The sequence below is a fragment of the Jezberella montanilacus genome (assembly GCF_003003055.1).
Taxonomy (GTDB): domain Bacteria; phylum Pseudomonadota; class Gammaproteobacteria; order Burkholderiales; family Burkholderiaceae_B; genus Zwartia; species Zwartia montanilacus.
Window position 1 is genome coordinate 595,142 of sequence record NZ_PVTV01000011.1, and the last position, 24,417, is coordinate 619,558.

Consider the following 24,417-nt stretch of genomic DNA (forward strand, 5'->3'; position numbering starts at 1 on the left):
ACGATGCAAACCTCTTTTTATCTCAAAGGCCATTGCGTTCGCGCAATTTCAGAATCGCATGATGGATGAAACCTGACCGATGTCGCCAAATCAATATTCGAGCTATCAAATGCTTAGAGACAGCAATTTATTTGAGTTGCTCACTGACGACGAATTACAGCTCCTCGTCTCGCGTGCGACTGAAATGCAAGTCCCTGCTGGTACAAACTTGCTCACCGAGGGTGAAACCTGCAGCCATATCTTCTGGCTGATTGCGGGCACGGTCAATGTTCTAGCTCAGGGCGAAACAATAGCGCAAGTTGATAGTGTGCAATGTTTTGGTGAACTTCCTTGCTTGTCCCCAGGTACAGCGTGTTCGACCACCGTTAGCGCAATCACTCCTTGCAGGGTACTTCGCATTGATCGCGCATCCTTTCTTGAAGTTCTGAATACTGTTCCTAAGCTATGGCAAATCCTTTTTAGTCAAACAAGTGAGCGGCTCAGTTCATCAAACAAGCCGCTAAGCGAAGAAAGTAAACGCCTTCGCGATTTGCTCAAAAGCACCGGACTACTTAAAGACCTCACCGACAAGGAGTTGGGATTTTTAGCTACTCGCACGACCGAGAGTCGCACAGCAAGTGGCACCAATCTGTTGGTGCAGGGCCAGCCAGCCAGCAATGCATTTTGGCTGATATCTGGATCAGTTCATGTCATCGTGAACGGCGAGATCATTTCGCAAGTCAATACGCCCCAATGCTTCGGCGAGATGTCGTGTCTAGTGCGTGGCAGCACCTGCTCCGCCACCATTATGACCATTGACGAATGTGTCATTCTGACGATCGATCAGGCCAGGTTTGTCGAAGTACTGAATGCGGTCCCCCGGATGTGGGAGACATTTTTTGTGCAATCCAGTAAAAGATTAATGGCATCCAATCAGCGTATGAGCGAAGTACTTGCTCACGTGCCTCAGGGATTCATGAAGCTGGACAGATCAGCGCGGATTACTCAAGAGTACTCAGCAAAATGCTTACGATATTTTCATGAAATGAACTTGTCTGGCAAGGAGTTCACCCAACTCCTTAAAATGGATGATCTCCACGAGCTCGAGTCCTGGATGGAAATCTACGAAATGCTGTTTACGGATAGTTTGGTGCCCTTCAATGACTTAACTGCCTTGCTCACCAGCCAGCACAGAGTGGAAGAAGATGGTAAAGCAACTGACTTTTCGTTCACGTACCATCCCTCAGTGGATGCTCGAGGCCAGATTATCGCGATCGACATCGGTATCGAGGATGTCACTGAGCTGCGCAAACTTGAGCTTGCAAATGCCGCCATGCAATATGAGCAAAATGTGCTTGGTCGTATTTATGGCGACCCTGAGACCTTCTTAAGTATGCTTGAACTGATGGGTATGGCAATAACAGACTGTCAAGATCTTTGCGACTCAAGTAATGCTTACGAAGTCGCCAGCTTTGGACGACAGATAGAAATCACCATGAGATCTGTGCACAGCTTAAAAGGCTTAGCGGGGGTATTCGGATTAGATTCAACTTCTCGCTGTTGTGACGAAATGGCTCACCAAATCCGGGAGCTTGAAGAGCAAGTAACGAAATACAGCGCCAATGAGGTGCAGCCTTTGCTCGCCGGGTTTGTAGAAGATTTCAACCGATCGATCGAGCAACTGAAACACGAAGCGGCGAAAGCCAATGCATTAGAGAAGAAAATTGGTGCGACATTACTGAAGCGGCTAAAAGGGGTCGTGTTCTCTCAGACAGACTTCGCAGCCCTGAAAGATCATGTCAAATCAGGCCGCTCGCCTCAGGCTATTGCGTTGATTGCCGCTGCTGAAGCGAGAGATCCATTGCAACTTTTCAATAATTGGGCTGTGCAAGTCGATTTAGCTGCCAGGACACTCGGTAAAAAAGCTCGGTTTGAATTGACTGGCACAGGTGGTGCAATCGACAAAGATCTATTCATTGAGCTGAGCAGTCTGCTTGTGCATGTCATGAACAATGCAGTTGATCATGGGATCGAACCGCCTGACGAGCGAGAGGACAAAGGTAAACCCCGCGAAGGCGTACTCAAAGCACATGTCTTAGTCGAGAATGGCCTGCTTTCGGTTGAGATCACCGATGATGGTCGAGGGATCGACTGGGTTCGCTTGCCTGAACTGGCACGGAATAAACCCAACGTCGATCAGCAAGCGGTCAGCAATTATGAACAGAGCGGCGAGCTCTGGAGGATTTTGTTACTGCCCGGTTTCACGACCTCATCACTGGTCACGCGTTATTCGGGCTACGGGGTGGGGCTGGACTCAATCAATCAAATGGTGCTCGACAAAGGCGGGATTCTCAATATATATAGTGTGCCAGATAACGGGACGACCATTTCAATCAAGATCCCATCATCGGCCAACTCTGAGGTCGCTCATGTTTCCTAAAAACACCCGTGTTCTGGTTGTTGATGACATGCCTAAAATGCGAGAAATTGTCAGCAGTCAAGTTGCAAGTCTTGGCTATACGGACATCCTAAAAGCAAGTAACGGTCGTGAAGCGTTAGACCGGCTTAACCGAGAGTTCGACTTTGACAATCCGATCGGTTTGGTATTTTCAGATTGGAACATGCCCATCATGCCAGGCATTGAACTACTGAGCGAAGTCAGGAAATCTGCCAAATTGCAGAATTTACCTTTCATCATGGTCACTGCCGAGGGGCAACGCGAGCAAGTGATGGAGGCCATCAAGATCGGCGTGTCGAACTACATTGTGAAGCCGTTTCCCGCTGTGCAACTTGAGCTCAAAATCAAAGCTGTGTGGGATAAACTCTCTGCAAAAGCAAATGCTATGACAAGCAGTTAGCTGGTTCAGATTAGAGAGCCTGCTTGACGAATAGCATCAAAAGCTAAGAATCTGACCCGCCACCAAGGCTCTTGGCTCAACTCGGCCAATACGGTCGAGATGGTTTAACTCAGCCATGATTTGCTCGCCTTGTCCGGGTTTTAAGTGAGAAATCCAGATCTGAGTACTGGGACTCACGGGTTTCATCGAGTTAGCGAGTGACACGGGGCAGTAATGTTGGGACAAGTCAGCCAAAAACTCATCGTTATCAGTGAAGGACGTCTCAATCAACAGATGTTTCAGCTTATCGATCTTTTGAACTTCATCCCAGAAGTCTTGACAAGGCCCACTATCACCGCTGAACGCGATGGTCGAACCGTTTGAACTAATGGCATAACCTACGCCGTCTACTGTATGCAAAGCAGGAAGAGCACGAATGGAACGGTTGCCCAAGCAGACAACATCGCCTGTTTTCAGAGTAGACATCGTCATAAAAGGCTTTTCAGCACTCGGGATGACCGAAAAATCAGGCCAAATTTCCCCGTTAAAGATGTGCTTTTTTAGCGTAGCAATGGTTGCTGGCAAACCATATACATGCACCGGCTTACAGCGCTTAGCACCAACGGAATCAAGTAAAAGCGGTAAACTCAGAATATGATCGAGGTGGCTATGAGTCAGAAACACAAAATCAATTTTTGTCATGGCGTCAAGCGACAAGTCGCATACGCCAGTCCCAGCGTCGATCAAAATATCATCATCAAGCAGCAATGATGTTGTGCGCAGGTCTCCGCCTATTCCCCCGCTACAGCCCAAAATCTGTAGTTGTGCTGCCATTCGAATCGTCAATCCTTAAACCAATGAAAAACGCCATTATTTGCGCAATTGTATCCCTTATGTGGGTAAATTTGGCAATAGCAAAAGCCAATCCAGAAGACTTTGCAGCTGCCGCAAAGCTAGGTAAACCGCTCGTCATCTGCAAAACCAAAGATGAGGCGCAGCAGTGCAGCGCAACTTGTAAACCGTTGGCGCCACTTGCGTTAAGCGTCGACGTCGATCTTAAAGAAGCAACGGTGGCTAAACGTATTTTTAAGGGAGAAAACCAGATTCAAGATACTAACTTGCGCCGCTGTAAAGTGACTGACCAAGACAATTGGTCTTGTAGTAACTTAGATGAGGATGCGAACTACCTGGAATCCATGAGCGACGGTAAGTATTTTTACATGATGGAAATTGATCAAAGTTCTTTCTACATGTGTAGCAAATGACGACTGACTTTGCTCATACTCCAGCATACGGTGACACTTTCTAAATTTATTTTTTTGGTAGTTTTTCGAGCACCAGAGGGATCAATTCACTAATCTGCTTAAAGACCTTGTCATAAAAAGCAGAGTTCTGGCCATAGGCATCGAGCACTTCAGTGGGCGTACCGGTTGCAAACTCAGCCAACAAATGCACTTTGCTTGCGGCATCAGGATAGTCAGTCAAAATACGCTGACGGTGGCTCGGGCTCATCACAAAAATATAATCTGAAAAGCTAATCACGCTTTTGTCAATCTGCGCGGCACGATGATTTGACACGTTAATACCAAGCGGCTTCAAAAGTCGCACAAAATCAGGCTCTGGCGTCACATTGTAGGGATTCATGTTGACCGCCCTCGAGATGATGGCAATGTTTGCGTGATGCTTCACGACCCATTGCTGAGCCAGTGCAGCAGAGGTCATACTGCGACCAGTATTGCCCGTATCCACAAACGCGATCCTCAGGGGATCTGCAGCCAAAGCATTCGTCATCAAAGTCATCGCAATCAAACCAGTTTGTACTGCTCTTAAAACAAGTTTCAACATCTACGTTACCTCTGCAGCAAGAGTTGGAATATAAAAGTAAAAAGTCGAGCCGCGATCTTCTTCTGAATGCACACCGATTTCACCACCGTGCAGTTGCACAAGATTTTTTGTGATGGCAAGCCCCAAACCGGTGCCTTCACCCTTGTTCGTATATTCGTTACCCAACTGTTTGAACTGCTCAAATATCTGAGCCTGGTTTTCAGGTGCAATACCGATGCCAAAATCTTTGATCTCAAAGTTCGTTCGATCTGCCTGTTGAAAATACGATATCAATACCTTCCCTTCAGGAAAGCTGAATTTCACAGCATTGGTTAGTAGATTAACAATGATTTGTTTCAGCCTTCTTTCATCTGCGCTGATTGATAACGATGTTGAATTATCATTAAAAACAATTTCGATACCTTGAGCATCTGCGCGTGCTTTAACTAGCATAATGGCTTGCTCAACAAGTTGATGAATATTAAATTGAGTGATATTTAATTCAAGCTCGCCCGCTTCAATTTTAGAGACGTCTAATACATCGTTGATCAACGCCAGCAGATGTTTACCAGAGCGATGGATATCTGAAACATATTCTTGCTGTTTGTCATTCAGCTCGCCGAAGTATTTACCGAGTAGGATTTCTGAAAATCCGATCACCGCATTTAACGGCGTTCTTAATTCATGCGACATATTCGCTAAAAAGTCTGACTTGTGCTTGTTGGCGACTTCAAGTTGAAACGATTTTTCAAGCAGCTCTTTGGTTCGGTTTTGAACGCTTCGTTCCAGTACTAAGCGAGACGTACGAAGCTGGTCAGACATCAAATTAAAATCAATCGCTAGCTCATGAAGCTCCGTGATCGTGCCAAAATAAACTTCTTCAGGAAAGTCTTCGCTCGCGATTCGGTGCGCAGCTTCTTGAATGGCGTGTATCGGCTGTGACATTTTTCTTGAAAAATATAGTCCCGCCAAAATCGAACAGAGAAAACCCACGCTAATCAGGATTGCCGTTCTGATGATTGCTGGATTTAGCGCTGCATAAATTTCGCTATCAGGCAGCTCAACTAACACCTTCCAACCGAGCGGTACGACAGTCGCGAAGGTGGTGAGCGTACGGGTGCTATTCTGATTATTAAGCATAACGCTTTCCATCTCGTTATCTCGAGAAGCGAGCGCTAGCGTGACAGCGGCAGTCTGCGACAAGTTCGTCTGTTTGAGCACGGCACTGGTATCTGGGCTTGCGATCAAATCTCCGAGCGTATCAACGACATACGCATACCCGGTTTCACCAATTTTTAATCGTCCGATGACCTCATAGATGAACTTGAGATTGATATCCGCGACGACAAAGGATGGATTTCTGCCCGCTGACAAAAGTGAGATTTTGATGTACGGCTCGGTTTCTTTGAGATAAAAAACCGGGCTGTACCAAACCTTACCTGTTCTCGTCTCAGTAAAAAAAAGTTCGCCTGACCGATCTGTATTCTTATCAAGATGATCAAGCGCTAGGCGTGACACAGAGACCTTTTCAATGCCATGACGATCAATCACCTGTATGTCCGTCACCGCTGGAGCAACGCGCAGAACCTTTAACAAAGCCAGCTTTTGTTGCTGAGCATCGTCGCCGCTGGTTGCAGAGAGACTTGCGACAAAAAGATATTTTTCGATCTGAGAGAAAAAGTCATGAAGCTGGGTTGCAGCCAATTTTGCTTTTTCAACTTGTATTTTTTTTTGCGCTTCAAGGTTTTCTTGGTAAGAAAAATACAAACCCAAGCCGCTACTGACGCCGACCACTCCGCACACCAAAAGCATGATGGGTATGCAGTAAGACCAGAATAGTGCTTTTCTCTTCACTATGGTGCGCGCTTCAAAAGTCCTATAGTATGGTATCCATCATACCTAATTACCTTCAATTGGCGGTAAAAAATGCAACGTCGCGAATGGTTCAAGCTCATTACGGGTGGATTCACGCTCGCCGCGTGGCGTTCAGCAGGATCGGCTGAAATAGTCAGAAAAATTGGGCTGCTGATCATCAATGCTGGTTATGAAAATGAATGGGATGCGCTGCTAAAACGTCTAGCTGGTTTAGGCTGGGAAGACGGCAAAAACATAAAGATCATTTACAAGTACGCACAGAATGATATGTCAAGAATCCCACAGCTGGCACAGGAACTGGTAGCTGAGAAAGTTGAATTAATTGCAGCTCAGTCGACGATTGGGGCACTCATTGCAAGCAAAGTTGTCGGTGGCCTACCCATCGTCGGGGTGGGTATGTTTGACCCGATTGCCAGCGGTGCAGTCACGAATCTTGCCAAACCCGGCGGGTACATCACGGGCACCTCTTACCTGGCAAACGACATCACGTTAAAAACGCTTGAACTCGTCAGGCTGGTCCTGCCAGAGGCAAAAAATATTGCCATATTGATCAATCCTAATGGCACCATGCGTAACTATTTAGTTGATCTTTTCGACCAGCAATCCCCAAGTTTGGGCTTCCAAAACACGAATTTTTTTGCAGGCACCGAAAGTGAAATTACTGACGCGTTCGGTAAGATGGCAGTTGGTCAGTTCGATGCAACCGTTATCTGTCAGAACCCTTTTTACGCACAGCAAAGATTACAACTGGCCGATCTCGGTATCCGACACAAATTGCCGACCTTTGCACAATGGGGTCGCTATGTTGAAGACGGCGTGTTGGCGAGTTATGGCAACGACATCACATCCACCTATCCTGAAACGGCTAAGTTTATCGATCAAATTTTGCGAGGTGGCTCAATCGCTAACATGCCTATCGAGCAATCCTCGACATTTGAAATGGCCATTAATTTAAAGACTGCAGATAAACTAGGGGTCACCATCAGCAGTGAGCTAAAGTTGCGAGCGAACAAGTTGATTCAATAGAGCGGATAATCCATGCAGACCACACGTATTCTGGTTATCGATGACACGGTTGTCAATCTGAAGTTAATGGCCGCTTTGCTTGAAAGCAAAGGATATGAAGTAGCGCTTGCGGCTAGCGGACTAGAAGGCCTTGAAAAAATAAAGGCCCAACAACCAGATCTGATTCTTCTAGATGTCATGATGCCTGAAATATCGGGCTACGAGGTATGCCGCAGGCTTAGGGCGCAGTCGGAGACGAGCCTGTTACCCATCATTATGGTGACCTCGCTTGACGAGACCGAGCGTATCAAAGGGCTCGAAGTTGGAGCAGATGATTTTCTAACCAAGCCAATTAATCAGGCTGAATTATTCGCTCGCGTCAAATCGTTGCTGCGCATCAAACATCTTCAGCAACAGATCGTCGAACAAAACCAGCAATTAAGCGAGCTCAACGCCTCACTCTCACAGCAAGTTGAAACGCAAGTGCAAGAGATTGAGAAAATGGCCAGTCTGCAGAGGTTTTTACCTGAGCAAGTTGCGGACAGGGTCATGCAAGATGGTGACGAGTCGATCTTCAGGCCACACCGCAGAGAAATAACTGTTGTCTTTATCGATATCAGAGGCTTCACGACCATGGTTGACTCGACAGAGCCCGAAGAAGTCATGGAGGTGCTTAGCGCCTATCACGACAGAATGGGACGCTTGATCATGAAGCACAATGGCACCCTTGAACGCTTTGCGGGAGACGGGATCATGATCTTTTTTAACGATCCGATCAATCTGCCAGAGCATAGTACGGTTGCGGTCGCTCTGGCCATCGAAATGCAACAAGCCTTCGCCGAGCTTCAGAATCAATGGCGAAAAATGGGTTTGCAACTCGGTTTTGGGGTGGGCATTGCCAGAGGTTATGCCACGCTCGGTATGATTGGTTTTGAGGGCCGTCGCGACTACGCCGCGATTGGTAGTGTGACGAACGCATCCGCCAGGCTGTGTGAGCAAGCCAAAGATGGCGAAATCCTGATGGATTTGAAAACCTTCGCCAGAATGTCGCAGCAAGACAAAAGTGAAAAGGTCGGCGATATAACACTCAAAGGGTTTATCCGACCCTTCGAAGTGTATAAAATTGATCGCACAACCTTATTGCGCGACCCCGACGTCTAAGTTAACTCAGCCCCATTTCTTTGCTGAGCAAATCGGCCCCTGCCGCTAAAGCCTGAAGTTTAGCTGTCGCAATCGCTCGGCCTAAGGGGACGAGACCACAGTTGGTGCACCCATAGATATGTTTGATATCGGCGTATTTCGTCGCTTCGCGCAGCACGTTAGCGACCTGCTCTGGAGTTTCGATCTGATTGTTTGCCACATCAATGGCTCCAACCAAAACATCTTTACCGCGCAACAATTCGATTAATTCCATCGGAACGCGCGAGTTGATGCACTCTAAGCTCACTTGATCAATCTTGCTCGCGGCAAGCAAAGGGAATACATGCTCGTATTGACGCCACTCTTCACCCAGCGCATTTTTCCACTTTATATTTGCTTCGATACCATAACCATAACAAATGTGTACTGCCGTTTTACAAGGCAAACCGGCCGCTGCAACCTCGAGGGTTTTAACGCCCCAGTCCTTCACTTCATCAAAAAACACATTAAAGGCGGGCTCATCGAACTGAATAATATCGACACCAACTGCAGCCAATTCCCTGGCCTCTTGATTTAAGAGTTCAGCAAATGCCAAGGCTAATTTTTCCCGGCTTTTATAATAGTCATCGTAAAGGGTGTCGACCATGGTCATCGGACCTGGCAGCGTGAACTTGATCGGGCCTTTAGTCAACGCACGCAAACGCTTCGCGTCTTCGACAAAAACTGACTTTGGCCGCGTGACACGATCAACCACCACTGGCACGTCCGCGTCGTAACGATTGCGAATCCTGACGGTTTTTCGATTAACAAAATCGACGCCCGACAGGCTTTCGATAAAAGTCGTGACAAAGTGCTGCCGGGTCTGCTCCCCGTCACCGATCACGGTGATACCTGCTCGCAACTGGTCGTCGACCGCAAGCCGCATGGCATCAAACTTGGCTTGTTCTAAGGTTTCACCTGACAGGTGCCAAGGTGCCCAAAGTTTTTCAGGCTCTGCCAACCACGCAGGTTTAGGTAAGCTGCCAGCGATGGCTGTTTTGATTTTCTGACTCATTTTTTTATCCCATGACCACTAAGAACTAAATTACCTCAGCCAGCACGAACTTCATGCGATCAGCCGCGTTAGACGCAGCAAAAGCGTTCGGCTTGACGACGGGCACCACATTGCACATCCCACGAATATACCCGATGGCCTCGTTCACGACACAAGAGCTGCCATGTGCTTCATCAGGATTGATATCGAGATGTACCGATACCTCTCGGCCTGCCAATACGTCTTTGAGCTTTTGATAAAGTTCGGCGATTTTATAAGCTTCGTTCATTAAGCGCATGCGAGGCTTATCTTGCTTGGCATCAAAGTCACGCTCTCGCTGAACTTCGCCAAATAATTTGCAACCATTGTTGCCGTTGATATGGACAACCACTGCCAACGTGTAGTCGGCAAACCACTCTTTGCCGATCGCAAAGCGCTCTGAGTCACATCCTATGTAAATCTTTGTCGCTGGCCCTTGAGCATCAATAAATGCTCTCACTTCATTGACATCAATTTTTCGCACGCTTAATCCCAGTTGAAAATTAACTGCAGACAGATAACGCTACGTGACTATATTAAGCCATCTTTTGACGTTTCGTCTGAGTACCATCAGTGGAGTCACACTAAGGAACGAAGCGGTAACCGACTCCTGTTTCAGTGAGCACGTGTGAGGGTTGAGCCGGGTCAATTTCTATCTTTTTGCGCAGGGCGCCCATAAAAATTCGTACATAATGAGTACTTTCTATGTCGTTCGGGCCCCAGACCCCCAATAGAATCTGTCGGTGAGTGAGCACCGTATTGGAATGAGTGATGAGAAATGTAAGCAATCGGTACTCGGTTGGTGTCAGGTGCAAAAGTTCACCGTCTCGCTCAACCAGTCTTCTGGTTAAATCGACACTCATACGACCAAATTTAAAAGTCGTCTCGCCTTTCTCCGATACCATTGACCGTCTGCGCAACTGGGCTCGTACTCTTGCCAGTAATTCGCCAGGACTGAAGGGTTTGGTCAAGTAGTCATCTGCCCCTATGTCGAGTGCTGCAATTTTGTCAGTTTCTTGGCTACGCGCGGACACAACAATAATAGGTACATCAGACCAAGCTCGAATTTTGTCGATGACCTCTGCCCCTGATCCGTCAGGTAAACCCAAGTCGAGCAGAACAACATCTGGTTGCCGAGTGCGTGATTCGATCAGGCCTCGTGCGACAGTGGCGGCCTCAAAGACCACGAAGTCAGCTGACTCAAGCGACTTTTTAATCATCAGACGAATATTTGGCTCGTCTTCGATGATTAAGGCGACAGGATATAGCTGAGACAAGTTATGCCTTTAAGATCGAACTTGGCTTAATGATCATGATCCATCAAATCCACTTTGGGAGGACGACCTATCGGCAATATGAAGCTGAATCTTGCCCCCCCCTGTTTGGTTGTCTCACCACGGATTTTCCCATTGTGAGCTTCGATAATCGCCCTGCAAATTGTCAAACCTAAGCCAACTCCCACGATCGCACTCTCCTTTTGTCCACGTTCAAACTTCCTGAAGATGGCTTCCTCTTTACCCGCCGGCAGACCAGGACCGTCATCTTGCACCCAGACTTCGACCTGATTGGGTGAGATTACAGCGCCACCAATCGACACTTTGCTAGTCTTGCCTGTGTATTTGTATGCATTTTCAAGCAGATTGACAAATACTCGTTCCATTAGGACCGGATCTAATTTGAGTAGCGGGAAGTCAGCGGGCAAGTCCACCGAAACGCGCCTGCCCTCACTCATTGGCTCGGCTGCTTTGATAGATGTACCGATGACTTCTTCAATCGGCAACCACTGTTGATTCAGTCTCACTGCGCCGGACTGGAGGCGGGCCATATCCAACAAGTTGCCCACCTGCGAGCTCATTTTTAACGCTTTTTCGCGTAAGATCGCCGTGATCTGGCGTTGCTCATCGCTCAGTGGTGCATCGAGCATTTCCAGCGCGTCGGCCAACCCTACTAATGCTGTTAAGGGTGTTCTCAAATCGTGTGAAATCGCGGACAACAACGAGTTTCTTAATCTCTCAGATTCAACTTGTATTGAGGATTGTTGAGCAACCGTCACATAATGAATGCGTTCAATCGATATCGCGAGCAAGCGCGCGAACGTATCTAATAGACGCCTTTGTTCAGGGGATCTCAACCTGGTCGTACTGGGAGAGTCAATCACCAACACGCCCCGCGTTCTCATTGGTGCTCTGAGAGGGATATAGAGAAGGGGCACACCAGGCAAAGAATCTGTACCGTTGCCGGCCTCCTTGTCGTGATCAAATGCCCATTGGGCAATCGACATGTCCAGTCCAATGTCATCAGGCATCACACTTGAGACATGCTCCAGTTGATTATCATCATCTGCCAGCAGTAATTTAGACCTCGCCTTAAACTCAACAGCCGCAAAGTGTTGGCTTATCTCTGCAACTTTTTCTCGAACCAGCGCACCGGATAAGTCACGCGACATTTCGTATAAAGATTTGACGCGTTGCTCACGTCGATTGGCTATCTTTGCCTGATATGTCAAACCAGTTGTCAGTTTGGCAGTAATCAGGCCAACAACAAACATGACAATAAACGTGAACACGTACTGAACATCAGATACCGCAAATGAGAACCGCGGGGGTACAAAGAAATAGTCAAATACCAGAACGTTCACCAGTGACGCCATGAGTGAAGGTCCCAAGCCGTACTTCACTGATACAAGCACGACAGCCAACAAAAAAAACATGGCGATATTCGGCAATTCAATCAGTGAATTTAATGGTGCTGCTATCAAACCAGTCAGTCCACAAATGAGCAAGCTCAGCGCAAACGAATGCCAGGGCGCTCGCAATTGCGTCAGCCACGTCTCATTGTCATAGACCTCCTCAGTCGTCTTGCGACTAGCCGAACCTCTAGCAATTTTCATTAGGTCCAGATCGGGCGCATGACGAGCAACCGCATCCAAGAATGTGGTCTGCCAAAAATACCAATTATTTTTAACGCTTGATCCTACAACTAATCGAGACAGATTTTGCTCTCTGGCATAGGTCGCGACAGTCTCAGCGGCATCGTGACCACCAATCGTGACTGCGCGTGCACCCATCTCTTCGGCCAACGCAATAACTTTCAGCACCCTTTCACGATTCTTCTTTGGCAAACGCTGCAGAGCCGGGGTCTCCACATAGACCGCGTGCCACGGTACTTGAAGTTGCCCAGCGATTCGGGCTGCGCTGCGGACCACTTTTTCAGATTCATCACCAGGACCGATACAAGCAAGGATTGATTCGCGCGTTTGCCAAACGTTAGATACCGCGTTGTCTTTGCGATATTTCAGCACCTCGTGATCCAACCGATCGGCAGAGCGGCGCAGCGCAAGCTCTCTCAACGCGATCAGATTACCTTTACGAAAGAAGTTTTGAGAGGCTCTCTCCGCCTGCTGGGGCAAGTAGACCTTTCCATCCTTTAGCCGCTGAAGCAATTCATCAGGCGGCAGATCAACCAACACCACTTCGTCAGCAGAATCGAACACATGATCGGGCACGGTTTCCCAAACACGCACCCCTGTGATCCCACCCACGACATCGTTGAGTGTCTCTAGATGTTGAACATTGATCGTTGAGTAAACATCAATGCCTGCCGAGAGCAAGTCATCGACATCTTGCCAGCGCTTCGGGTGTCTCGACCCTGGGACATTGGAATGTGCCAATTCATCCATCAGGATCAGATCGGGCTTTTCAAGCAAAGCCTGATCCAGGTCAAATTCTTTTAGTTGCCGACCTTTATATTCGACTTCTTTCAAAGGAAGGATTTTTAACCCTTCAACGAGCGCAAGGGTTTCTTTACGGCCGTGAGTCTCAACAATACCGATCAGAACATTTTTGTCTTTTTCTTGTTGGTGTGCTGCCGACAGCATCGCGTAGGTTTTACCAACACCCGCCGTCGCGCCGAAAAATATTTTAAGCCGACCACGACCTGACCCGATCTGTTCACGCTTGATTTGAGCGAGGAGCTGGTCAGGATTAGGTCGAGAATCGATCATGAGTGCTCTTTAGCATCCAATGCAAGATTAAGCATTAAGACGTTAACACGCGGTTCACCGAAAATCCCCAGTTGCCTGGCGTGTGTGTGTTGAGCGATCAGGGCCATGACCTGATCTTCATTGATTTTTCGCAGTTTTGCAATGCGCGCAGCTTGGTACTTGGCAGCTGCGGGACTGATTTCAGGATCCAAACCACTTGCGGAGCTCATCACGAGATCTGCTGGAATAGTTTGCTTATTGTCGGGATCCACCGCGTGCAACGCCTCCACGCGCCCCTTGACCGCGTCAACCAGTGCAGGATTCAACGGCCCCTGATTTGATCCTCCTGACGCCACACCATTATTTGGCTGTGGCGCAGTGGCTGATGGGCGTCCCCAAAAATATTTTGGATCAGTAAAATTTTGCCCAATCAGTTCGGATCCAATGACCTGATCATTCTTGTAGATCAGACTGCCAACTGCCTGCTTGGGGTAAGCAAGTTTGGCCAAACCAGTCACCGCAACAGGGTAACCGATCCCGGTGATGACAGTCAGCAACATAAACAAACACAAACAACTTCTAAGCATAGTTTTCATATCAATATCCTCGGCATGGGTTGGAGCAATCAAATCATCGCAATAAGCATGTCAATCAACTTGATGCCAATAAACGGGGCGATCAGACCGCCCAGACCATAGATCGTCATATTTCTTCGCAAGAGCGCCGCTGCACCCAATGGCTTGTAGGCGACACCTTTCAAAGCTAGCGGAATCAAAAACATGATGATGAGCGCGTTAAAAATGACTGCGGACAAAATCGCCGACGAAGGGCTCGTCAACCGCATAATATTCAAGGCTTCAAGCTGTGGATAGGTTGCAACGAAAGCAGCGGGGATGATTGCAAAGTATTTTGCAACATCATTGGCAATGCTGAATGTAGTGAGGGATCCGCGAGTCATCAACATTTGCTTGCCCGTCTCGACAACCTCAATGAGCTTAGTCGGATTCGAGTCAAGATCGACCATATTGCCTGCCTCTTTAGCCGCTTGAGTGCCAGAATTCATTGCAACGGCGACATCAGCTTGTGCCAAGGCAGGTGCGTCGTTTGTGCCATCCCCAGTCATGGCAACCAAGTGTCCCTCTGCCTGATGTTTGCGGATCAACGCCAATTTATCTTCAGGGGTTGCCTCCGCCAGAAAATCGTCGACGCCTGCTTCCGCTGCAATGGCTGCGGCGGTCAGGCGGTTATCGCCTGTGATCATGATGGTACGAATACCCATCTGACGCAACTCGTTGAATCTTGCTTTGATCCCCCCTTTGACAATGTCTTTTAGCTCAACGACACCCAAGACACGTTGACCCTGCGACACCACCAACGGAGTGCTTCCACGACGTGACACGTCATCTACAATTTTCAGAACCTCTTTGGGGAAGTCGCCGCCAATCGCTTCAATGTGCTTCTGAATCGCAAGCGCCGCGCCCTTGCGCACTGGTATACCGTTTAAATCAACACCGCTCATTCGCGTTTGCGCTGTGAACGGCACAAAGCTAGCTCCCATCTCGCCAAGATCGCGCTCACGCATGCCAAACTTCTGTTTAGCCAGGATGACAATACTTCTGCCTTCCGGGGTTTCATCTGCCAGCGATGCTAATTGCGCGACATCCGCCAATTCTGCTTCAGTCACCCCAGTAGCCGGGAAAAAATCGGATACCTGACGATTACCGAGCGTGATGGTTCCCGTTTTATCCAGTAGCAAGACGTCAACATCCCCTGCTGCCTCGACCGCACGACCCGAGGTCGCGATCACGTTCGCCGCCATCATCCGGCTCATCCCTGCAACACCGATTGCAGATAATAAGCCTGCGATCGTGGTTGGTATCAAACACACCAGCAAGGCAATCAGCACGGTGATCTGGATAGGTGCACCACTCTCATTCGCCGCAACACTGAACAGGGAGAATGGGAGCAAGGTGGTCACCACCACCAGGAAGACGATCGTCAGTGCGACCAGCAGAATCGTCAGCGCGATTTCATTTGGTGTTTTTTGACGTTTCGCGTTTTCAACCATCGAAATCATGCGATCGATAAAGGTCTCACCGGGGTTAACTGAGACGCGCACGATGATCCAATCCGATAGCACGCGGGTGCCACCCGTGACTGAGGAGAAATCTCCTCCCGACTCACGAATCACCGGGGCAGACTCGCCCGTAATCGCAGACTCATCTACCGAGGCGACCCCTGCGATCACTTCGCCGTCAGCGGCAATCACGTCATTGGCTTCCGCAATAAAGAGATCGCCTTTACGCAATAGTGTTGCTGACATTAATTCGGCCTGAGGCTTAGTCTCCCAATTATCTAAGGTGTTGCTGCTCTTGATTTTTTTGGCCCAGGTTTCTTTCTTGAGACCTCTGAGTGAGGCGGCTTGGGCTTTACTTCGACCTTCTGCCAGCGCTTCGGCAAAATTGGCGAACAACACAGTAAACCAGAGCCATAACATGACACCGAGTATGAATCCGGATGATGCCTCGCCCTGACCCAGTAGTGACTGTATCCAGAGCATCGTGGTCAAAATACTACCCACATACACCACAAACATCACAGGATTACGCCATTGAATCGCAGGATTGAGTTTTCTGAAACTATCGATAATCGCTGGTTTAATTAGCTCGATAGCGAACATCCCTAATTTTCTTTTGCTCATGATTTTCTCCAATCGCGCTTAGTTAGCCAGGCCAAGCATCAAATGCTCAACGACTGGGCCCAACGCTAATGCTGGGACATAATTCAGCGCACCAACCAAGATGACCGTTCCAGCGAGCAATACGATAAATAGAACGCCATGGGTAGGCATCGTGCCAGCATTGACCGCTATTTTTTTCTTGGCAGCAAAGGCGCCAGCAAGTGCCAACACGGGGACAATCACACCGAAGCGCCCAAACCACATGGCGATGGCAAGCAAGGTGTTGTAAAAAGGCGTGTTGGCCGACAAGCCAGCAAAGGCGCTGCCGTTATTGTTTGCCGCTGACGTGAAGGCATACAGAATTTCTGAAAAGCCGTGCGCCCCCGGATTTGCTACGCCGACCGTACCATCTGCACTCAGGACGGCGATTGCCGTGCCTGCAAGGGCAAGAACCGGTGTGACCAGAATCGCGATAGCCACCATTTTCATTTCATAGGATTCGATTTTTTTACCCAGATACTCCGGGGTTCGACCGATCATTAATCCTGCAATGAAAACGGCAAGAATGGCAAATACGAGCATCCCGTATAAACCAGTACCAACACCACCGAAGACCACTTCACCAAGCATCATGTTCCACATGGGAATAAAGCCACCCATGGGACTGAATGAATCGTGCATGGCGTTGACAGCACCGCATGATGCAAGTGTCGTGATACTGGCGAAGATGCTGGAGTCATCGATCCCGAAACGGGTTTCCTTACCCTCCATATTGCCAGCTGCACCGTCTACGCCGAGCGTCGTTAAGAGCGGATTAGCTTGATGCTCAAAATAAACCGCAGCAAAGGTAACCACTAAAAAAATCAGCAACATGGTTACTAAAACAACCCAACCTTGTCGCTTGTCCCCCACCATACGACCAAAGACAAAACACAAGGCTGCAGGAATCAGAAAGATCGAGATGATCTGAACAAAGTTGGACAAAGGCGTGGGATTCTCAAAAGGATGGGCAGAGTTCGCATTGAAGAATCCTCCTCCGTTGGTGCCCAGCATTTTGATCGCCTCTTGCGAGGCGACAGGCCCCATGGGCAGAGTCTGTTGATCAGTCGTGGCGGGCTCTGTGATAACCACACCTTTATCGTCTTTTAGGGGCTGTCCATCTGTACCCAACTTGGGGTTATCAAATTGTGTAATCTCAAGGGTTTGAGCTGCCTGATAGGAATCGAAATTCTGAATAGAACCTTGACTCACCAAGAAGATGGAATAAGCCATACAAAGCGGGATCAGTGCATACAGAGTAATTCGTGTCAGATCAACCCAGACGTTACCGATGCTCTTCACGCTATGACGGGCGAAGCCACGAATCAAAGCAAAAACAACAACTATTCCGGTTGCTGCAGACAGGAAATTCTGTGTGGTGAGACCAAGCATTTGCGTCAGGTAACTCATGGTGCCTTCACCCGCATAACCCTGCCAATTGGTATTGGTCGCAAAACTAATCGCCGTGTTAAAGGATGAGTCGGCCGAGATGTTTGCCAGTCCTTGCGGATTCAGAGGCAACCAGCCTTGAAAGATCTGCAGTGCGTATACAAATAAGACGCCAACGGCATTGAACAATATGAGTCCGAAGGCGTAACTCAGCCAGGTCATCTCCACTTGCACGTCAATCCCACAAATTTTATAAACAATTTTTTCTGCAAACAAAAAGGGGTTAACGATGACTGATTTACCGTTCATCACTTGGTCAAGAAAAATGCCGAGTGGATAGGACAGCAGCAACAAAACGCCGATAAATACAGCGATGGTCAACAGGGCATGAGTGCTCATGAAAAGTCCTCCGGGTTGAATAACGCAGCGATGAGGTATACGAGCAGGCCGATAGCAACAAAACCGCTGACGATCTGTATGAGTGTCATTTTTTGTCCTTCAAACGCGCGCAACCATTGGCCATCCCCACCGTCAAGGCAAAGAACAGCGCGATACATAACAGGAAAATTAAATTCATAAGAACCTCGAATTAGCTGAGACGAGGTAATCTTAAGAAAAAAGGTGTAAAAACCTTATAAAGATTTTGAGCGTTCGACTGGTGACAAACTTTTTTGCTTACAGGAGAAGCAAGATAAGATTAAGTACGCTTTGTTTTGTGCTCGAGAAACTTGCCCATGTATTGCTGCGGCTCACCGGTGTTGAAGGCGCTGCCAAACTCTGTGATGCTATTGAAAATTGAGGTCTCCAGTGGTTCGTCCTCCCACTCGCGCAGCAGCCGTTTTTGCTGAGCCAAGACCTGAGGGCCGAGCGCGACCAAGCCGTTGGCAACGCGGGCCACTTCCTGATCCAAATCGGTCGCTTCCACGACCTTATCCAGCATGCCCCAGGCAAGACCTTGCTCGGCATCAATGACTTCGCCTGTCAGCAACAACCAAGCCGTGCGCGACTTACCAATCAACCGAGGCATGAGCGATGCATGAATCACAGAAGGAATCCCGACGAGCACTTCAGGCATACCTAGGCGCGCGGCCTTTGAGGCAATTTTTATGTCACAACACAAGGCGAACTCAAGGCCCCCACCTAAAGTCCAACCCGGGAGCCTTGCAATCACAGGAATGGTTAGCTGCCTGACCGCCTCGCAGAGCTGGCGTAACTTATCGATAAACACCATTGCAGTTTGTTGATTGAGCTTGGCCATTTCTTTTATGTCAGCGCCGCCTATGAAAGCTTTTTCGCCTTCGCCTCGAACGATCAAGACCCGAGCTGCAGAAGTTTCGGCAATCCACTCGAGGGCTTCAAGTAACGCATCGATGACCGGGGTGCCCAGAATATTCATGCTACCCGCGTTGCATATCATGAGCGTTGCAATGTTGTCTGCTGCAACGGTCGCCACAGCATATTTGTTTTCAAAAATCATCGTGGAGCCTCAGGTGTCTCTTGGTTTTTGTGGTGTGGTCGTGATGGGCTTTGTGCTGTTAAAAGCCAAACAGAGCGAAGCCGAGACTCATGGCACAAAATTTGCTTTGAGTCTAGGGACGAGAGCCACTCACCTCTATCCGACCAATAATCTCTTGTTCTGTCCGGAGCTCATTATGCATCAGTCTAGTGCAGTTTTTGTTAAAGACTTAAATTTTTTCGCTCGTACCGTCGCGCTAATGATGGTGATGTTATTGAACGTCTTTCCCAACGTCGTTCAAGCCGAAACTAACCCCAAGGTCAAGCTGGCTTATGCCAAATGCGCTCATTGTCTATCTATGGCAATGGTGCCGGGGCTAGCCCAAGGCGTGGATATCGAAGCGATTAATTTCACGTCGGGCAACGATGCGCTGACTGCACTCGTGTCCAAAAGCGTAGACATCGCTCAAGTCACTTATCTTCACTACGTCACCGGCTTAGATAAAGGCATGGATTTGGTCGCCATCTCAGGGCAAGTCAATGGTGGCTCTGAGCTTGTGGTTGCTGCTGATTCCCCGTTGAAAGCCGATGACTGGGCAGGATTGAAAAAAATGATTGAAGACTACAAGGCGCAAGGCAAACCATTTCGGATTGCTGCGTCTCGTGGTAACGCGCAAGATCTGCATATGCGCGGTGAGTTCCTAAAATATGGGATCAACCCGGCCAAAGATGTTCAGTTCGTCAATATTCCTAACCCCGCTGATCACCAGGCCGCTTTGCAGCGCGGCGAAGTCGAGTTGATCGGCACGGTCGAACCTTTTGCCACACAAATCCGGGTGAATGGTGTCGGTAAGCATTTTAATTTCCCTTACGATCAGGCTGCCGGGAACTTGACTAATCTGATCGTGACACGGTCCGACGTGATAGCTAGTCAACCGGTCGCTGTGCAACAAACCGTCACCGCGGTTGTCAGTCTTGTGGGCTCTCTCAAAAAAGATAAACAGGCCTGGATTGCCAGTATTGTCAAAGGCACCGGACTCGATCCAAAAATTGCTGCAGGCGCCTTGGACAATGCTTTTCCGGATTACGACATGCACCGTGCGTCGACACTAGCCATCGCAGACATGATGAAAGAGTTGAAGTACATTTCACGTGATGTGTCAGCAGATATCACCAAAAATATGAATTACAGTTTTCTTGAAAAAGCGACTGCTAAGACAGCGAAAGACTTGGGTTACTAGGATTCATTTTGATCAAGTTGCTAGCCATGCAAAGCCGGACTGCTGCGTCGCGATTTTATTTCCCAGCGCTGCTGCTGCTTTTATGGGAGTCCTTTTCGCGTCTGGGATATTTGCCCCCGGCACTCCTACCAGCCCCGTCACGAGTATTGTTAACGTGGGGAGACTGGATTTTTGGGTATGACGAATCGGCTCAAGATATTTCTGGCCGCTGGCTTGGCGACGCGCTGGCAAGTTGCTTGCGGGTGTTTACTGGTTATTCGATTGCAGCGCTCATTGCCGTTACATTGGGCGTGGCAATTGGCTGGTGGCGCTGGGTAGAAAAAACCATTGAACCAACCATTCAAATGTTGCGTCCTGTGCCTCCCGTATCCTGGATACCGTTGGCCATTATCTGGTTTGGTATTGCCAACAAACCAGCTATTTTTCTGGTTTTTCTAGGTGCTTTCTTCCCTATCCTGATGAACACGATACATGGGGTCAAAACCGTCAATCGTGACCTATTGCGGGCAGCAGCCATGTCAGGCGCAAGACAATCTCAACTCTTACGCTTCGTGGTACTGCCAGCGGCCATGCCAAGTATTTTCGCTGGTTTGCGCATCGGGGTCGGTAGCGCATGGATGTTGACTGTGACGGCTGAAATGGTGGCTGTCAAAAGCGGGCTAGGCTATTCGCTTTGGGATTCGTATTATTTTTTACGTTATGACTTAGTCATCGCAAGCATGATTAGTATCGGCCTACTTGGGTTTCTAACCGACCTTTTGGTTAAAACATTGATGGGTCGCTTACTCCGCTGGCAGCATACATTAACTGTGCAAGGGGCACGATCATGATACGTTTGAGAATCGTTATGAAGCGGTCAAGGCTCAGCTGATGTCATTCATCCAACTGAACAATATTGTCAAAACTTTCAACGATAGCCAGCGGCAAACCGAAACGCTGGCGATCGACGATATTTCACTGTCATTAGAAAAAAAAGAATTTGCTTGCTTGCTTGGGCCATCGGGTTGCGGCAAATCGACTTTGCTCAACATGGTGGCTGGGTTTGAATATCCCACTCTCGGCAGTGTAAAAATAGAAAACAAAGTCATTACAGGGCCTGGCGCCGATCGAGGCATGGTATTTCAACAACCTAATCTGATGCCCTGGTTGCCAGTCTGGGACAACGTTGCTTTTTCTCTTAAGCTACAAGGCGTTGGTAGAAAACAGCGTCAGGATGCAGCCCAACAATACATCGACGCGGTTAACTTGACTGGGTTTGAACAACATTTTCCTGGCGCTTTGTCAGGCGGTATGGCTCAACGGGTCGGGATTGCACGAGCCTTACTACAAAACCCCGCCGTCATATTGATGGACGAGCCCTTCGCCGCTTTGGACGCACAGACCAAACTGGAGATGCAAGAAGAACTCGTGACCATCTGGCAAAAGTACAATAGCACCATTCTGTTCGTCACCCACAGTGTCGATGAAGCGCTGATCCTGGGTTCACGAGTGGTGATCATGACGCATCGTCCTGGGAAGATCAGGGATGACATCAAAATCGACCTGGAGCGGCCGCGTGATGTGACCTCCAATCAATTCAACGAGCTTAAGCGCTACGTTCTCGACGTTATTCGGGAAGAAGCCAAACTGGCGCACGAAGCTCAACAAACACCGACTATTTCGCACTGAGACCATCCTTATGCAAACTTCATCCACACCACGAGTTCTTCTGGGTATGCTCACGCCCTCGTCCAACACGGTTCTGGAGCCAGTCACGACTAAACTGATTACTGAAATCCCCGAGGCGAGTGCACATTTTGGCCGCTTTAAGGTGACGGAAATCGCCCTGTCCGACAGAGCGCTATCGCAATTCGATACGACTGAATTACTCGTTGCTGCAGATCTTTTGTCGCACGCAAAAGTTCAGAGCATCGGTTGGAGCGGAACGTCTGCGGGCTGGCGTGGCTTTGAATCCGACGAAGTCCTGTGCGAACAAATTACGTCACGCACTGGCATCCCTGCTTGCACGTCAACGCTTGCACTGAATGAAATCCTTGCCATGACTGGGGTGACAAAAATCGGTTTCGTGACACCGTATGCAATAAGCGTTCAAACAAAAATCATCGAGAACTACGCCAAGATCGGGATCAGCACAGTTGCTGAAGCGCACTTGGATCTGACCGACAATTTCAGTTTCTCTGAGGTAAGCGCAGAGCAACTCAGGCACATGGCGCGTCAGGTTGCAGCAAGCAAACCAGAGGCGATCTCTATCTATTGCACTAACCTGGCAGGGGCGCCGCTCGCAGCAGAGCTTGAGGCCGAACTGGGCATTCCTGTCTACGACACCATAGCAACCGTCACCTGGAAAGCCCTCAGACAAGCCAAGGTCGATACCCGCCGTATCAAAGGCTGGGGCAGACTATTTACCGAGGTCTATTGATATGTCAACGCACGCTTTTGAGCTGGTGATACGGAACGCCTTGGTAGCCACGGCCTCCGACACGTTTATGTCAGATATCGGCATCAACAACGGCGTGATTGAACAGATGGGTAGGCGACTCGGACCTGGCCGCAGAGAGATTGACGCTGCAGGCAGAACCGTTACCCCCGGAGGCATCGATAGCCACTGTCATTTAGATCAGCCTATGGCACCGCCAACAAAGATGGCGGATGACTTCGACACGGGCACACGTGCCGCAGCTTGCGGCGGCACAACCATGGTGATCCCGTTTGCTTGTCAATTCAAAGGACAATCTCTTAAGGCAGCAGTCGCAGACTATCACCAGCGGGCAAATGGTAAAGCTCACGTTGATTATGCTTTTCACCTGATCGTGAGCGACCCGACTCCCGAGGTTTTAAACAATGAGTTGCCTGAACTCATTGCACAAGGGTACTCGTCGTTCAAAATCTACATGACCTACGACGATCTCAAGCTTAACGATGGTGAGATCCTGTCTATCCTTGACTGCGCGAAACAACACAATGCGCTGGTGATGGTTCATGCCGAGAATTCAGACTGTATTGAATGGTTGACCCGCAAGCTAGAGGCTGCTGGCAAGACTGCACCACGTTTTCATGCGCAGTCGAGACCGATGCTGGTTGAGCGTGAAGCCACCCATCGAGCGATTGCTTTATCCGAGCTCATCGACGTACCCATTTTGCTGGTCCACATCTCTGGTCGTGAGGCGGTTGAGCAAATTCGCTGGGCGCGCGGACACGGCTTAAATATCTTTGCCGAGACCTGCCCTCAATACCTCTTTCTGACTGCTGACGATCTCGGCATCGACGATAGCTACCTCGGCGCAAAATGTGTTTGTAGCCCTCCGCCTCGTGACAAAGGCAATCAAAGCGTGATCTGGGATGCTCTGGCCGAAGGCTTATTTACCGTGTTTTCATCAGACCACGCGCCGTTTAAATACGACAGCCCACAGGGTAAGAAACCAGACGGCAAGGAAGTCGATTTCAAGTACATTCCCAACGGTATCCCCGGCATCGAAACGCGTATGCCGCTTTTGTATTCAGAGGGCGTACTGAAAGGCCGTATTACTTTAAACAAATTCGTGGAACTGACGTCAACCAACGCCGCCAAAGCCTATGGTGTCCATCCCCGCAAGGGAACAATCGCGATTGGCGCTGATGCCGATCTGGTCATTTGGGATCACAAACCGGTTGAAATTAAAAATAGCATGCTGCACCACGAGCCCGACTACACGCCCTATGAAGGGATGGAGCTCTTAGCCTGGCCGGGCATCACGATTTCAGCGGGCGAAGTTGTCTGGGACGGAACCAACTTCTATCCCCGCAAAGGACAAGGTCGCTTTATTCAGTGTGATGCACCGACACTACTGCCTCGTCGAGTTACCGCATCACAAAGGGATTAGCTGTTGCCCTCTGAGCAAAGGGGTGCTTTCATTTTTTTC

At 48.9% G+C, this 24,417-nt stretch carries 22 protein-coding genes; 10 read left to right on the forward strand and 12 right to left on the reverse strand.

Features of this window, described 5'->3' with window-relative positions; genetic code table 11:
• Positions 1–79 precede the first annotated feature (79 nt).
• Together BCM14_RS04380 and BCM14_RS04385 are read left to right on the forward strand one after the other, a co-directional pair.
• Positions 80–2,419 (forward strand): cyclic nucleotide-binding domain-containing protein, encoded by a 2,340-nt coding sequence (locus BCM14_RS04380; RefSeq protein WP_106226745.1) that lies wholly within the window; start codon positions 80–82, stop codon positions 2,417–2,419.
• On the forward strand, positions 2,409–2,837 hold the full coding sequence (locus tag BCM14_RS04385) for a response regulator (protein WP_106226746.1): 429 nt from the start codon (positions 2,409–2,411) through the stop codon (positions 2,835–2,837). Before BCM14_RS04380 ends, BCM14_RS04385 begins: the two co-directional genes overlap by 11 nt.
• A gap of 36 nt (positions 2,838–2,873) precedes the next feature.
• On the opposite strand, the gene BCM14_RS04390 is transcribed toward BCM14_RS04385, so the two are convergent.
• Positions 2,874–3,650, reverse strand: coding sequence for a 3',5'-cyclic-nucleotide phosphodiesterase (locus tag BCM14_RS04390; protein ID WP_106226747.1), 777 nt, complete (start codon positions 3,648–3,650; stop codon positions 2,874–2,876).
• A gap of 23 nt (positions 3,651–3,673) precedes the next feature.
• Between BCM14_RS04390 and BCM14_RS04395 the strand changes: the two genes are divergently transcribed.
• Positions 3,674–4,081, forward strand: coding sequence for a hypothetical protein (locus BCM14_RS04395; RefSeq protein ID WP_146129719.1), 408 nt, complete (start codon positions 3,674–3,676; stop codon positions 4,079–4,081).
• Positions 4,082–4,127: 46 nt separating this feature from the next.
• On the opposite strand, the gene BCM14_RS04400 is transcribed toward BCM14_RS04395, so the two are convergent.
• Both BCM14_RS04400 and BCM14_RS04405 read right to left on the reverse strand, forming a co-directional pair.
• Entirely contained in the window at positions 4,128–4,661 is a 534-nt protein-coding gene (locus BCM14_RS04400; protein WP_106226749.1) for an arsenate reductase/protein-tyrosine-phosphatase family protein, read from the reverse strand.
• Positions 4,662–6,452, reverse strand: coding sequence for a sensor histidine kinase (locus tag BCM14_RS04405; RefSeq protein WP_106226750.1), 1,791 nt, complete (start codon positions 6,450–6,452; stop codon positions 4,662–4,664).
• Between the two features lie 114 nt (positions 6,453–6,566).
• Here BCM14_RS04405 and BCM14_RS04410 point away from each other — a divergent pair, with 114 nt between their 5' ends.
• Together BCM14_RS04410 and BCM14_RS04415 are read left to right on the forward strand one after the other, a co-directional pair.
• Complete coding sequence (locus BCM14_RS04410; RefSeq protein ID WP_106226751.1) at positions 6,567–7,541, forward strand: ABC transporter substrate-binding protein; 975 nt, start codon at positions 6,567–6,569, stop codon at positions 7,539–7,541.
• A gap of 12 nt (positions 7,542–7,553) precedes the next feature.
• A complete protein-coding gene (locus BCM14_RS04415; protein ID WP_106226752.1) occupies positions 7,554–8,681 on the forward strand; it encodes a response regulator in 1,128 nt (375 codons plus the stop codon).
• Position 8,682: 1 nt separating this feature from the next.
• On the opposite strand, the gene BCM14_RS04420 is transcribed toward BCM14_RS04415, so the two are convergent.
• From BCM14_RS04420 to BCM14_RS04460, 9 genes are all read right to left on the reverse strand, one after another.
• Positions 8,683–9,714: a methionine synthase gene (locus tag BCM14_RS04420; RefSeq protein WP_106226753.1), complete on the reverse strand. Its 1,032-nt coding sequence runs from the start codon at positions 9,712–9,714 to the stop codon at positions 8,683–8,685.
• Between the two features lie 25 nt (positions 9,715–9,739).
• On the reverse strand, positions 9,740–10,216 hold the full coding sequence (locus tag BCM14_RS04425) for a ribonuclease H-like YkuK family protein (RefSeq protein ID WP_259673413.1): 477 nt from the start codon (positions 10,214–10,216) through the stop codon (positions 9,740–9,742).
• Between the two features lie 100 nt (positions 10,217–10,316).
• Entirely contained in the window at positions 10,317–11,009 is a 693-nt protein-coding gene (locus tag BCM14_RS04430) for a response regulator (protein WP_106226755.1), read from the reverse strand.
• Positions 11,010–11,035: 26 nt separating this feature from the next.
• The gene (locus BCM14_RS04435; protein ID WP_106226756.1) at positions 11,036–13,735 is read right to left on the reverse strand and encodes a DUF4118 domain-containing protein; all 2,700 of its coding nucleotides are present in this window, start codon (positions 13,733–13,735) and stop codon (positions 11,036–11,038) included.
• A complete protein-coding gene (gene kdpC, locus BCM14_RS04440; protein WP_106227043.1) occupies positions 13,732–14,310 on the reverse strand; it encodes a potassium-transporting ATPase subunit KdpC in 579 nt (192 codons plus the stop codon). Before kdpC ends, BCM14_RS04435 begins: the two co-directional genes overlap by 4 nt.
• A 29-nt stretch (positions 14,311–14,339) precedes the next feature.
• Positions 14,340–16,415 (reverse strand): potassium-transporting ATPase subunit KdpB, encoded by a 2,076-nt coding sequence (gene kdpB, locus BCM14_RS04445; protein WP_106227044.1) that lies wholly within the window; start codon positions 16,413–16,415, stop codon positions 14,340–14,342.
• An 18-nt stretch (positions 16,416–16,433) separates the two neighbouring features.
• On the reverse strand, positions 16,434–18,221 hold the full coding sequence (kdpA, locus tag BCM14_RS04450; RefSeq protein ID WP_106226757.1) for a potassium-transporting ATPase subunit KdpA: 1,788 nt from the start codon (positions 18,219–18,221) through the stop codon (positions 16,434–16,436).
• Positions 18,218–18,310 (reverse strand): K(+)-transporting ATPase subunit F, encoded by a 93-nt coding sequence (kdpF, locus tag BCM14_RS04455; RefSeq protein WP_106226758.1) that lies wholly within the window; start codon positions 18,308–18,310, stop codon positions 18,218–18,220. The genes kdpA and kdpF overlap by 4 nt, the downstream gene beginning before the upstream one ends.
• Positions 18,311–18,519: 209 nt before the next feature.
• Positions 18,520–19,299, reverse strand: coding sequence for an enoyl-CoA hydratase (locus tag BCM14_RS04460; protein ID WP_106226759.1), 780 nt, complete (start codon positions 19,297–19,299; stop codon positions 18,520–18,522).
• 13 nt (positions 19,300–19,312) lie between these two features.
• On the opposite strand from BCM14_RS04460, the gene BCM14_RS04465 reads away from it, so the two are divergent.
• Genes BCM14_RS04465 through hydA form a run of 5 tightly spaced genes read left to right on the forward strand, consistent with a single transcriptional unit; the run spans position 19,313 to position 24,378 of the window.
• Entirely contained in the window at positions 19,313–20,518 is a 1,206-nt protein-coding gene (locus BCM14_RS04465; protein ID WP_259673414.1) for an ABC transporter substrate-binding protein, read from the forward strand.
• 26 nt (positions 20,519–20,544) lie between these two features.
• Positions 20,545–21,348, forward strand: coding sequence for an ABC transporter permease (locus BCM14_RS04470; RefSeq protein ID WP_106226760.1), 804 nt, complete (start codon positions 20,545–20,547; stop codon positions 21,346–21,348).
• A gap of 40 nt (positions 21,349–21,388) precedes the next feature.
• The gene (locus tag BCM14_RS04475; RefSeq protein WP_106226761.1) at positions 21,389–22,186 is read left to right on the forward strand and encodes an ABC transporter ATP-binding protein; all 798 of its coding nucleotides are present in this window, start codon (positions 21,389–21,391) and stop codon (positions 22,184–22,186) included.
• A 10-nt stretch (positions 22,187–22,196) separates the two neighbouring features.
• Positions 22,197–22,937 carry a maleate cis-trans isomerase family protein gene (locus tag BCM14_RS04480; RefSeq protein WP_106226762.1) on the forward strand — a complete coding sequence of 247 codons (741 nt, stop codon included), beginning with the start codon at positions 22,197–22,199 and terminating at the stop codon, positions 22,935–22,937.
• 1 nt (position 22,938) lies between these two features.
• Positions 22,939–24,378, forward strand: coding sequence for a dihydropyrimidinase (hydA, locus tag BCM14_RS04485; protein WP_106226763.1), 1,440 nt, complete (start codon positions 22,939–22,941; stop codon positions 24,376–24,378).
• Positions 24,379–24,417: the final 39 nt, after the last annotated feature.